The sequence below is a fragment of the Pseudoalteromonas sp. DY56-GL22 genome, from assembly GCF_041414715.1.
Classification (GTDB): domain Bacteria; phylum Pseudomonadota; class Gammaproteobacteria; order Enterobacterales; family Alteromonadaceae; genus Pseudoalteromonas; species Pseudoalteromonas simplex.
This window is the reverse complement of the sequence record NZ_JANHZR010000002.1, coordinates 521,902-534,327: the sequence shown is the minus strand read 5'-3', so window position 1 is coordinate 534,327 and position 12,426 is coordinate 521,902. Positions and strand designations below refer to the sequence as shown.

Sequence of the window (12,426 nt, the reverse complement as noted above, 5' to 3'; positions counted from 1 at the left end):
TGAGAACCAGTTTTTACGGTAAACTACCCACAATACATCAATAAGTTAAAAAATAAGCAATGAAACGATTTACTGCTCCCGAGCAATGGTCAACGCAATACCTTACAACGGGTGCCTTTAGTGACCTAGCAACGCTATTTAATATTGATAAACTCTCAGATTGGCCATCTTGCCAGTGGTTTAATCAATATCTAAATGCGAAAACTACACAGGGCAAAGCCATAACCTTTGTTGAAGATGAAAAGTTTGCCGATGAAACCCGTTATTATGAGCAAATCATATTTGAGACAGGGCAAGTACCAACAAGACAACAAAATTGGCATGACCTTTTTGGTGGCTTTATTTGGTGTTTATTCCCAAAAACCAAAGCGCTGATTAATCATCAGCACATTGAAGAAATTAAACTGCATGGTCTAAAAGAGCGTAGTAAACACCGAAACGCACTGACCTTATTTGATGAATGCGGCGTGGTGCTGGCAATTACTGAACAAAGCTGGCAGCAGCAATTACGCGACCACCAATGGCAGCAAGCCTTTGTAAAACAGCGTGAACAGTGGGGTAAAAGCATTAGACCATTTATGTTTGGCCATGCTAACTACGAAATGCTCACACAGCCTTATATTGGTTTAACGGGGAAAGCATTATTTGTAATTGTTCCTGATGACATATTTTGTAAAGATTTAACCGAGCAATATGCGTATCTAGATCAACGTCTTTATGAGATGATTAAGCATGATGATTGTTTGCGTGATAACAAAAATTTATCACCCTTACCCTTGTTAGGTGTACCGGGATGGTGGACTGACAATGAAAATCCAGAATTTTACAGTAACACTGATTACTTTAGACCGAAACGAAGGAAACGCACATGATTGAAGTGGCAGGGCTTAAAAAGAAGTTTAAGCTAACAAAAGATCATAAAAAAAATAAAACGGACAACGTAGACCCCCGTGAAGATAAAGAGTTTTTTCATTCTGTAAGAGACGTCAGCTTTCAATGTAACAAAGGTGAAGTACTCGGTTTACTCGGCCCAAATGGTGCCGGTAAAACAACCACCCTTAGAATGATTTCAACAGCCTTAAAACCAGATGAAGGCAGCATTACCATCTCTGGTCACGATATCGTTAAAAAGCCATTAGTTGGCCGCAAATCAATTGGATTTCTGTCAGGTAGTACTGGCTTATATGGGCGTTTAACAGTAAAAGAAAACGTTGAATACTTTGCCCGTTTACATGGCATGAGTAAAAAAGCGGTCGCCGCTCGTTGTGATGAGCTATTCACCTTACTTGATATGCACAGCTTTATTGATAAACGCGCCGAAAACCTTTCAACAGGTATGAAGCAAAAAGCCAATATTGCCCGTGCTGTTGTTCATCATCCTGATGTGGTTATTCTTGATGAGCCGACAACTGGTTTAGATATTATGACTACGCAAACCGTCATTAACTTTATTCGCGGCCTTAAAGAGCAGGGCACACCAGTTATTTTCTCAACGCACCATTTAGATGAAGTTGCCTTACTGTGTGACCGTGTTGCAGTGATAAACCAAGGAATTAGTTGCTTTGATGGCACCTTAGATGAGTTTAAACAAACAGGTCAAAGTGAAGAATTAAACCAAGCGTTTATGAATATTTTAACGGAGAGCCGTAATGTTTGAAGTATTTAAAAAGGAATTAAAAGAGCTATTACGTGACCGTAAAACATTGATTTTCGTTGTTGCACTACCGGTTGCTATCTTCCCACTGTTATTTGCTGTTATGGCCTTTATTAGTTCACAAGCGGCGTTAGAGGCAGAACAAGAGGTCCATACTTACGCTATTATCAATGGTAATTACGCGCAAGATTTTACAGATAAAGTGTTTTACCATAAGAGCTTTGCTTTATATAAAGGTGATGAAACCTTTAATACGGTAGAAGATCTCACTAAAGCGGTAAAAGCAGGTACCATAGACATGGGTATCTATTTACCGTCAGACGCTAAGCAAACGTTAGATGATGCAAAGCAAAGTGAATGGCAAGTTGTGTATAACGACGCAAAAGCAATTAACTTCCTATTTGACCGTGTAAAAGAACTGGCAAAAGAATATGGCGATACGCTGCGTACAAACAAACTATTAAGCTTTGGTGTATCAGAAGAGCAGCAAGCCGCTATTATCGAGCCTATTAAAGTGGTGAAGGTCGACACTGCAGATAAACGTGAAAATCTGGGTGAGAAAATTGGTGGGTTTATTCCTTATCTACTTATTCCTCTGGTATTGATGGGCGCAACGTACCCGGCGATTGATTTAGGAGCTGGTGAAAAAGAGCGTGGTACGCTCGAAACCTTGTTACTTACACCAATCACCCGTACACAGCTAGTGTTAGGTAAGTTTGTAACCTTACTTGCTTCTTCTATTGCAACAACCACCATTACCGTACTCAGTATGGGTGTGTGGATATCAGTGGCCATTGCATTTGTAGATTTAGCCGTTGTTAAAAACGCATTTAGCTCTTTAACTGTATTAGATTTAGGGCTAATTTTTGTGCTGTTATTACCTATTGCTGCAATCTTCTCATCATTAGCGTTGGCTATTTCTATCTATGCGCGAACCTTTAAAGAAGCACAAAACTACATGGCACCACTTAGCATGGGTGTAATTTTTCCAATTATGGTTGCCTTAATGCCTAATGTTGAGCTTACGAGCAAAACAGCATTTATTCCTGTGACAAATGTAGCTCTGGCAATCAAAGAAATCATTAAAGGTACAGTTGATTACACACTCGTGGGTTTAATTTTCTTAGCGACAGTTATTGTGGCAGGTGCATTACTTGCGTTTTGTGTTAAATGGTTCAATAAAGAAGATGTACTATTTAGATAGTAAATTACAATAAATTTAAGCCCCGAGTAGGGGCTTTTTACGTTTAGGTCTAGGCTGCATCTTGGTTTTTATCATAAGCAGTCTTTGGTGTAAGTTTGCTAATGTCTGCCGAGTGAATCACTTTTTTAGTTTCACTCCAGTGCAATAACTCTATACGCCCAGAGCTGTTCTCTACTAATGCAGTGCAGTTTTCAATCCAGTTGCCATCATTGCAATATAAAATTCCATCAACTACTTTAACAGCTGGGTGATGAATGTGCCCGCAAATGATGCCATCGACGGCTTGTTTTTTTGCTTCGTGGATGGCCGCTTTTTCAAATGCATCAATAGCTTCACGTGCTTTATGCACGCGTGCTTTGATCCAGGAGGCCAATGACCAATAATTACCGCCAAATAAACGCCGAATGCGATTAGTCCAGCGATTTAAAAATAGTAATAAATCGTATCCTGCATCGCCCGCAATACTGATTAATTTGTTGTAGCGCGTTGCTGAGTCAAAATCGTCACCATGTAACAGTAAAAACCGTTTTTTGGCTTTTGTGGTATGGATATATTGCTTGTGTACTTCGATACCGAATAATGAATCATTGGCATAATGGCGAAAGGTTTCGTCGTGGTTACCCGGTATATAGATAACTCGAGTGCCATCTTTTGCTTTTTGTTGAATAAGCGCAAGCACATCATAATGACTAGGATGCCAAAAAAACTGTCGTTTCATTGACCATAAATCAACAATATCACCGACCAAATACAGAACATCGCATTCAATGGCATTTAAAAAATCTAGTAAATACTGCGCTTGGCAGTCTTTATAACCTAAGTGAACGTCGGAAATCCAAACGGCAGGATAGTGGGTTTTACTACTGCAAGTGGTGTTATTCATGGCATTTACTCATGGTGTAATAAAGTAAATGCTAGGCAGAATCAATGACAGTTAAAAGACGCTTTAGCGAAACATCTATGACAATTAATAAAACAAAAAAACCGCCGAAGCGGTTTTTTAAATTTTGTTGAGAAGACTTAATCAGCCTTTAACAAGTGCGGCAATTTCAGAAGCGGCACTATCTAAATCAAGCATTAGCTTTTCGCCAGTACGACGGTTTTTAAGCTCAACCTTGTTTTCATCAAGGTTACGCTCACCAATTACTAATGTGAAAGGCACACCTAGTAATTCCATATCGTTAAACATAACACCTGGGCGCTCTTTACGGTCATCAAACAACACATCTAAACCGGCATCTTTCAAGCCTTTGTAAAGGTTATCAGCAATATCAGGAATACGATGAGACTTGTGCATGTTCATTGGCACAATCGCTAAATCAAATGGTGCGATAGGTTGCGGCCATTTAATACCGTATTGGTCATTGTTTTGCTCAATAGCGGCAGCTACGATACGTGATACACCAATACCGTAACAACCCATTGTCATTACTTGGTTTTTACCTGTTTCACTTAATACGCCAGCTTTCATTGCTTCTGAGTATTTAGTACCAAGTTGGAAAATATGACCTACTTCAATGCCACGTTTGATTTGCAGTGAACCTTGACCACATGGGCTTGGGTCGCCTTCAACGATATTACGGATATCAGCCACTTCGTAGTTTTCTACATCGCGATCCCAGTTGATACCGCTGAAATGTTCACCATCTTTATTAGCACCTGCTACAAAGTCAGCCAAAACGTTAGCTGTGCGATCAACAATAATTGGCATTGATAGACCAACAGGGCCTAATGAACCTGGTTTTGCGCCAATAGCAGCAACGATGTCTTCTTCTTTTGCCATTTCAAGCGGTGAGTCTACAAGTGGATGCTTCTCAGCTTTTAACTCGTTTAATTCATGGTCGCCACGTAATACAAGGGCAACTAAACCACGTTGTTCGTTTTCATCTGGTGCGCCATACACGATTAATGTTTTCACGCCGCGATGAGGTTTAACACCATAGTGCTCTTTAAGCTCAGCAATTGATTTTGCATCAGGCGTTGGGAACGCTTTTAACTCTTTACTTGCTGCTGGGCGCTCTTCAGTCGGTGCCAGTGCTTCTGCTTTTTCGATATTTGCAGCGTAATCACTTGCATCACTAAATGCGATTGCATCTTCGCCTGATTCGGCAAGTACATGGAACTCGTGTGAAACGCTACCACCAATTGAACCTGTATCAGCGATAACAGGGCGGTAATCAAGACCAAGGCGCTCGAAGATGTTGCAGTATGCTTTGTGCATTACTTGGTATGTTTTCTCTAAACACTCATCACTTAAGTGAAAAGAGTACGCATCTTTCATGGTAAATTCACGGGCACGCATCACACCAAAACGAGGGCGAACTTCGTCACGAACTTTTGTTTGTACTTGGTAAAGAGTAAGCGGTAATTGCTTATAAGAGCTCACTTCTTTACGTACAAAATCTGTGATCACTTCTTCGTGTGTTGGGCCAAGTGCAAATGGGCGGTTGTGACGGTCATTAATACGCAGTAATTCAGGGCCAAATTGCTCCCAACGACCAGACTCTTCCCAAAGATCAGCTGGTTGGATAATAGGCATTAACATTTCGATAGCGCCTGCTTTATCCATTTCTTCACGTACGATGTTTTCTACTTTTTTAAGTACGCGTAGACCAGAGGGCAACCATGTATACAAACCCGACGCAACGCGGCGGATCATGCCTGCTCGTAGCATTAATTGATGAGAAACAATTTCTGCATCAGACGGAGTTTCTTTAAGTGTTGCGAGTATATATTGACTGGTACGCATCTCTATTCCAAGTAGTGTTAAAATTATTATCGTTTACTCAAGACGTTTGAGTAATAACAAGGCGCTAAGTTTACCAGTGGAAGCACTGACACTAAAGCGCTATATGCTAAAAACTAGCATTTTTCAATGCAGGTCACTGTATTATGATTGTCCTGAACATGCCACCTAATATTAAAATCATATAAGGTCATGCCGTAGCTTTGTTCTGAGTCACGTTGCTTTTTATAAGCTGGGCGAGGATCTTGCTTTAATACATTGCTTATAAACGCTTTTAATTCAGGTTGCTCAGTTTGCTTTGCAATAAAAGCAAGGGCTTCTTCGCTAAACTCAACGCTCATATCGGTTTCTGGTCGGGTATCGGCAAAGCCTGCGGTGGCATCGGTCATTGCGTCTGAGTAGGGCAAATATGGCTTAATGTCTAAAATAGGTGTGCCATCGAGTAAATCGATTCCTGAAAGCAATAAGCTTAACTGACCATTTTTATACTCGATACCCTCTAATTTTACGGCACTCATGCCAATTGCATTTGGGCGAAAGGTTGCACGTGTTGCAAATACACCTTTACGTTCATTACCGCCTAGGCGAGGGGGTCTCACCATTGCTGAATAGCCTTTATCTGCGGTTTCATGAAATCTGAATAGTAACCAAATATGGCTAAATTCATCGAGGCCGCGTACAAACTCTTCACGATTAAAATCGCTGCTAAATACCAGCTTTGCTTTAGCTTCAGGAACTAAACGAGGTTGGCGAGGTATGGCAAACTTTTGTTTATAAGGAGATTGAATATGGCCGACGGCAGTTAATTGGTATTCGCTCATTGTGCATTGTCGTTAAGAAAATCTGCCGACATTTTACATGCATTATATGCAAACACAAAAAAGGCAGTCGAGACTGCCTTTTAATATTTAGACTACGCAGTATAAATTAAAACATGTATTGGAATGATACAGACGCAACGTCCATATCTGGGTCAATATCATCTTCTAATTTATAGCGCTCATACTCTAAACGTACTTGCATGTTTGTTGTGAAAGCATATTCTACACCTGCACCATAAAATACATCACCACCGTCTGAGTCAGCACTGATGCTGCCAAGCTCGCCTAGGTCTTGCTCAATTTCAGCATCCCACTCTAGCCAACCACCTTTGGCATAAACAGAAAAGCTATCTGTAATTGGGGCTGCTAAGCGTGCTGCTAGTGAAACACCGTCAATTTCAGCTTTAGAATCGATATCGCTTACTTCATCAAAATTTTGATAGGCAAGTTCAAGGCTTAAGTACTTGTTAAACTGAGTACCAATATAGCCTTTTAGCATTTGTGAATCGTCATCGAAGTCAGTGTCATTTTCACTGTCTTCAAACTCAAAAGAATATTGGCCGTAGCCGATACCGGTATAAATACGCGGAGAATCCATTTCGGTAATATCTGCATGTGCAGCATTATTAAAACCTAGTAGTGCTAAAGAAAGTGCAGAAAGTGAAATTGCTTTAATCATTTAATAGCTCCTTTATAAAATAAATAAACGAATGTTTCGCGTCATTCACAAGGAGTATTGCAATGGCAATGCCAAGCTGAAAATAAAGCCTAAAGTATTGTTTTTAGGCTTCATTAAGTGGTTTTTTAAACAGTTTGTTGAAACTGTAATCAGGCATTCAGTTTGGCAGTCGTAACAATTTCAGGGTGCTCTGTAGAAGTTACTAGGTGCAGTTTTTAAATCGATTTAGTTTTATGCTTTTTGTAATAGGGTTTCTGTTTCTATCGCGATCTCTTTCATTTTAATCGCATAGTTTTCAATTTTCTTTTCTTCGTCTGTCACAGCTGTATATGAAGGTACTTCAATTGGGTAGCCTGCTTCATCCATTGCAATAAAACTTATAACACAATGATTGGTTTCAACTAGATTTTGTGTTTTAGGGTCGCCACAGCGTACTTGAATAAAGATTTGCATGCTGGTTTTACCCGTGTGGGCGATACTGGCTTTCACTTCGACTATTTGGCCAACCAGAATAGGGCGCTGAAACTTTACACCCGCAACAGACACAGTAACGCAGTAGTGACCGCTCCAACCTGCAGCACAGGCGTAACCAGCTTGGTCAATCCACTTCATTACCACACCACCATGAACTTTACCGCCAAAATTGACATCGGTAGGCTCAGCTAAAAAACGAAAGGTTACACTTGAAGACGGCATACTTTACTCACTTTTATAAAACACGACACTTTCAGCATAGCCTAAAAAAGGGGCCGAAGCCCCTGCAATTTAGGATAAATTTTAATTAAATGAGTAACGTGCGTTACATATTAGGGTAGTTTGGCCCGCCTGCTCCCTCAGGTGTTACCCAAGTAATGTTTTGACTTGGGTCTTTTATGTCGCAGGTTTTACAGTGCACACAGTTTTGTGAGTTGATCACAAACTCTTTCTCACCTTCAACTTCTTGTACTTCGTAAACCCCCGCAGGGCAATATCGTTGTGCTGGCTCATCGAATTGCGGTAAATTGACCTTAATTGGAATCGAGTTATCTTTAAGCTTTAAATGGCATGGCTGCGATTCTTCATGATTGGTATTTGATAAAAATACCGATGAAAGTTTATCGAAGCTAAGTTTGCCATCTGCTTTTGGGTAGTCGATTTTTTCAGCCTGATCAGCTGCAACCAACGTTGCATGATCTGGCATGTTATCTTCAAAGTTAAACGGTAAGCTACCACCAAATAAGTTTTGATCTAGGGTGTTATAAGCACCACCTAAGAACTTACCGAGTTTGTGCATAACAGGGCCAAAGTTACGTGATTGATAAAGCTCTTTGTATGCCCAGCTTTGTTCAAAAGCTGACTTATATTCAGCTAAATCGGCATTTTCTTTACCGTTGCTAAGGGCTGCAACGATCACATCAGCGGCAACAATGCCTGATTTCATCGCTGTATGATTACCTTTGATCTTGGCAAAGTTCAATGTGCCGGCATCACAACCCACAAGTAAACCACCCGGGAAGTGCATTTTCGGTAACGAACGTAGGCCACCTTTGGCAATGGCTCTTGCGCCATAGGCTATACGTTCACCGCCTTCTAAAACATCTTTAAAGACAGGGTGATGTTTCATGCGTTGGAATTCATCAAACGGGCTTAAATGTGGATTTGAATAGTTAAGGTCAATAATTAAGCCCACCACAACTTGGTTGTTATCGCTGTGATACATAAACGCACCACCACTGGTATCACCGGTTAACGGCCAGCCTGTGCCATGTACTACAGTGCCTTCTTTGTGTTTACTCGGGTCGATTTGCCAAATTTCTTTGAAACCTAAACCGTAATGCTGTGGTGATGCATCTTTATCAAGAGCAAAGTGTTTGATTAGCTCTTTACCTAAATGACCGCGGCAGCCTTCAGCAAATACGGTGTATTTAGCTCTAAGCTCCATACCAGGCATGTAACCATCTTTTTCGTTGCCGTCTTTATCAAGGCCCATATCGCCAGTGATAATGCCTTTCACTGTTTCGTCTTCAATAATCAAAGAATGAGCACTAAAGCCAGGGAATATTTCTACCCCTAAGTTTTCCGCTTGCTCTGCTAAAAAGCGACATACATTACCCATAGAGACAATGTAATTGCCTTCGTTATGGAATGTTTTAGGGCTAGCAAAGTGGGGGATGCTGGTGGCTTTTTCACTGTTGTTGAACCAGTAAATATCATCTTGCGTTACTTTAGTGGTAACTGGTGCGCCTAATGACTGCCAATCAGGTAATAATTCATCCAGCGCTTTAGTTTCGAAAACCGCACCCGATAAAATGTGTGCGCCCACCTCAGAGCCTTTTTCTACCACACAGATCATTAATTCTTGTTGTTTTTGTTGTGCTTGTTGAGCCAATCTAATCGCAGTTGATAAACCTGCTGGGCCTGCGCCTACGATGACTACATCAAATTCCATGGTTTCGCGTTCGACCATATAAACCTCTTCTCGGTGACGGACCTGCTGTAAAGAACCTTATTTCATACTTGCAAATGAAACGTTACAGGCTGTGAATACTTTAAGGTTATTTTAGGTTGACGTTTACGTCAACAGGAAGTAGTCTGAAATCATAAAATAAATAAGTTGACGTTTAGGTTAACTTTGAGAACACACAATTGATGGAGTCACGATGAAAGTCCTCGTTCCAATTAAAAGAGTAATTGACTACAACGTCAAAGCACGCGTTAAAGCCGATAAAACGGATGTTGATCTAGCTAATGTAAAAATGGCGATGAACCCGTTTTGTGAAATTGCAATTGAAGAAGCTATTCGTTTAAAAGAAGCAGGGACGGCCACAGAGGTTGTTGCTGTGACTATTGGTAATAAATCATCTCAAGAGCAATTACGTACGGCATTAGCACTCGGTGCTGATAAAGCCATTCATATTGAAACAGAAGAAAAGCTTGAGTCTTTACATGTTGCTAAATTACTGAGCAAGATTGTAGAGCAAGAATCACCTGAGCTGGTTATTTTAGGTAAGCAATCGATTGACTCTGACAACAATCAAACCGGTCAAATGCTTGCTGCTTTAACGGGTCGTGGCCAAGGCACCTTTGCATCTAAAGTCGATGTTCAAGCGGGTACCGTTAATGTAACACGTGAAGTAGACGGTGGCTTGCAAACAGTTGCTCTTAAACTTCCTGCTATCGTAACCACAGACTTACGTTTAAATGAACCACGCTATGCTTCATTGCCAAACATTATGAAGGCAAAACGCAAGCCTCTTGATGTAATTGCTGCTGACAGCCTAGGTGTAGACCTTGCGCCTCGCGTACAGCTGGTAGAAGTAAACGAGCCAGAAAAACGCAGTGGCGGCATCATCGTAGAAGATGTAGCAACATTGGTAGAAAAGTTAAAAACAGAAGCGAAGGTGATCTAAATGAAAACATTAGTGATAGCCGAACACGATAAAGGTGTTCTAAAGCCTGAAACCAATAAAACGATTACTGCTGCTGTTAAACTAGGCTTTGATGTAGATTTACTACTTGCAGGCGAAAACTTATCAGCAATGAGTGAACAAGCAGCATCAATTGCAGGTGTTAGTAACGTACTTATTGCCGATGATGCAGCTTATGCTAATCAACTTGCAGAAAACCTAGCTGATCTAGTTTTATCTTTAGCTGATAACTATTCACACATTGTCGCAAGCGCAACAACAACGGGTAAAAACTTTATGCCACGTGTTGCTGCACTTTTAGATGTTGCGCAAATTTCTGAAATCATCGATGTGATTGATGCAGATACCTTTAAGCGTCCTATTTATGCAGGTAATGCAATTGCGACAGTTAAATCACTAGATAGCAAAAAAGTGATTACTGTTCGTGCAAGTAGCTTTGATATTGCACAAGAGCAAGCGCCAGTAGCTGTTACAAGCGTTGTGGGTAAAGGTTCTGTTGGTCTGAGTGAGTTTGTATCAGAAGAGCAAACTGAATCCGAACGCCCAGAGCTAACAGCTGCACCTGTGGTTATTTCAGGTGGTCGTGGTATGCAAAATGGTGAAAACTTTGCGTTATTAAATGGGATTGCCGACAAACTAGGCGCAGCAATTGGTGCTTCACGTGCTGCTGTTGATGCGGGTTTTGTACCAAACGATATGCAAGTGGGTCAAACCGGTAAAATTGTTGCGCCAGATTTATATATTGCTGTAGGTATCAGTGGTGCAATTCAACACTTAGCGGGTATGAAAGACTCTAAAGTGATTGTTGCCATCAATAAAGACCCTGATGCGCCAATTTTCCAAGTCGCAGACTATGGTTTAGTTGCTGATTTATTTGATGTGTTACCAGAGCTTGAAAGCGCTCTGTAATTCATAACGATTCTGGTTGTTAAAAGCTGTTCACCTTTTTAGGTGCGCAGCTTTTTTTATATTTACGAAGCTATTTTACTGGAAGGTAGCCAATATCGAGCATTTTTTGTTGTATCTTTTTTGACTTTATAAATACAGCTAATTTGTCACCTATTTTCTTTGAACGCGGTGATTGTGTATTAACTATCAATACCAATGGGCGAACAAAAGCGTATTCTCCACTTTGAATTGTTTCGATAGACGGGCTAACGCCATCAATTGCTAATAAACTCACTTTATTTATTCTTCTATCGTTTTCAAGCTTGGTTATTGCTCCATATGAATCATAAGCAATAGCATTTTGTATTCGTTGTACAATTCCCAGCGCTTGATTAAATTGATCGTATAATTCAACTTTTTGTTCAGAAAATAGGCCTCTATTTCCAGCATTTTTTAGGCGAATAAAATTACTGTCTGGTTCTTTGATGTAATCAAGCTGTAAATACTCTAAAAACACATCAAAACTGCCGTGCGTTGTGCCTTTGCTGAAAAGCAAAATCTCATCATTTTTACTACTAAGTTTCGGAGTATGCGGAGAAACATCTGACCACTTAGCGAGTTTACCCTGATATATAGCACTGAGTGTACTAGTTGATAACTCATCGATATTGAGGTTTTTATTTACAAAAAAAGTGATCGCATCTTGTGCTAAAACAATTTGCCGTAAAAAGGGCCATCTTTGTTGTTCATCTTTGGTGAGGTATCGGGAGCTTGTGCCAATATCGATGACATTATCTGCAATTGCGATAATTCCTTTATCGCTACCCATAGGTCTTATTTGTATGCTATTACCAAATTCTTGACTTAATTCGCTCTTAAGATCTATTAATAATGCAGAAACAGAAGTTGAACCAGCAATAAAAATAGGCTTTGCGTTTAAGTCTTCTTCTAGTGCCGTGACTTTGCATGCGATTAATGATGAGGTTACTAGTAAAATGGTCTGAATAGCGCGAAAGTGCATAATAAA

Annotated in this window: 12 protein-coding genes; 5 read left to right on the top strand and 7 right to left on the bottom strand. The window is 40.4% G+C overall.

Translation table 11 applies throughout. The annotated features are described in order from the left end of the window. The first annotated feature begins 59 nt into the window (after positions 1–59). From NO991_RS06365 to NO991_RS06355, 3 genes are read left to right on the top strand one after another with little or no spacing between them, the layout of a single operon-like run. Entirely contained in the window at positions 60–872 is an 813-nt protein-coding gene (locus NO991_RS06365; protein ID WP_300357724.1) for a DUF3025 domain-containing protein, read from the top strand. Further along, positions 869–1,657: an ABC transporter ATP-binding protein gene (locus tag NO991_RS06360; RefSeq protein ID WP_054553917.1), complete on the top strand. Its 789-nt coding sequence runs from the start codon at positions 869–871 to the stop codon at positions 1,655–1,657. The genes NO991_RS06365 and NO991_RS06360 overlap by 4 nt, the downstream gene beginning before the upstream one ends. Next, positions 1,650–2,858 carry an ABC transporter permease subunit gene (locus tag NO991_RS06355; protein ID WP_054553916.1) on the top strand — a complete coding sequence of 403 codons (1,209 nt, stop codon included), beginning with the start codon at positions 1,650–1,652 and terminating at the stop codon, positions 2,856–2,858. Before NO991_RS06360 ends, NO991_RS06355 begins: the two co-directional genes overlap by 8 nt. 49 nt (positions 2,859–2,907) lie before the next feature. Here the strand turns inward: NO991_RS06355 and NO991_RS06350 are convergent, their stop codons facing one another. The 6 genes from NO991_RS06350 to NO991_RS06325 all read right to left on the bottom strand — a co-directional run bounded on the left by NO991_RS06350 (position 2,908) and on the right by NO991_RS06325 (position 9,550). Beyond that, positions 2,908–3,741 carry a UDP-2,3-diacylglucosamine diphosphatase gene (locus NO991_RS06350; RefSeq protein WP_371351805.1) on the bottom strand — a complete coding sequence of 278 codons (834 nt, stop codon included), beginning with the start codon at positions 3,739–3,741 and terminating at the stop codon, positions 2,908–2,910. 141 nt (positions 3,742–3,882) lie between these two features. After that, positions 3,883–5,607 (bottom strand): proline--tRNA ligase, encoded by a 1,725-nt coding sequence (locus NO991_RS06345; protein ID WP_138599556.1) that lies wholly within the window; start codon positions 5,605–5,607, stop codon positions 3,883–3,885. 113 nt (positions 5,608–5,720) lie between these two features. Further along, on the bottom strand, positions 5,721–6,425 hold the full coding sequence (tsaA, locus tag NO991_RS06340) for a tRNA (N6-threonylcarbamoyladenosine(37)-N6)-methyltransferase TrmO (protein ID WP_194441434.1): 705 nt from the start codon (positions 6,423–6,425) through the stop codon (positions 5,721–5,723). Positions 6,426–6,531: 106 nt separating this feature from the next. Further along, entirely contained in the window at positions 6,532–7,104 is a 573-nt protein-coding gene (locus NO991_RS06335) for an outer membrane beta-barrel protein (protein ID WP_055198360.1), read from the bottom strand. 231 nt (positions 7,105–7,335) lie between these two features. Beyond that, positions 7,336–7,800 carry an acyl-CoA thioesterase gene (locus tag NO991_RS06330; protein WP_054561436.1) on the bottom strand — a complete coding sequence of 155 codons (465 nt, stop codon included), beginning with the start codon at positions 7,798–7,800 and terminating at the stop codon, positions 7,336–7,338. A 103-nt stretch (positions 7,801–7,903) separates the two neighbouring features. After that, positions 7,904–9,550: an electron transfer flavoprotein-ubiquinone oxidoreductase gene (locus NO991_RS06325; RefSeq protein ID WP_300419244.1), complete on the bottom strand. Its 1,647-nt coding sequence runs from the start codon at positions 9,548–9,550 to the stop codon at positions 7,904–7,906. Between the two features lie 193 nt (positions 9,551–9,743). On the opposite strand from NO991_RS06325, the gene NO991_RS06320 reads away from it, so the two are divergent. Then, on the top strand, positions 9,744–10,493 hold the full coding sequence (locus tag NO991_RS06320; protein WP_063705098.1) for an electron transfer flavoprotein subunit beta/FixA family protein: 750 nt from the start codon (positions 9,744–9,746) through the stop codon (positions 10,491–10,493). Beyond that, positions 10,494–11,420, top strand: a complete 927-nt coding sequence (locus tag NO991_RS06315) for an electron transfer flavoprotein subunit alpha/FixB family protein (RefSeq protein WP_300357746.1) — start codon at positions 10,494–10,496, stop codon at positions 11,418–11,420. It abuts the gene before it with no gap. A 70-nt stretch (positions 11,421–11,490) separates the two neighbouring features. Here NO991_RS06315 and NO991_RS06310 read toward each other — a convergent pair whose 3' ends face one another. Next, positions 11,491–12,420, bottom strand: coding sequence for a PstS family phosphate ABC transporter substrate-binding protein (locus NO991_RS06310; protein ID WP_300419241.1), 930 nt, complete (start codon positions 12,418–12,420; stop codon positions 11,491–11,493). Between the last annotated feature and the right edge of the window lie 6 nt (positions 12,421–12,426).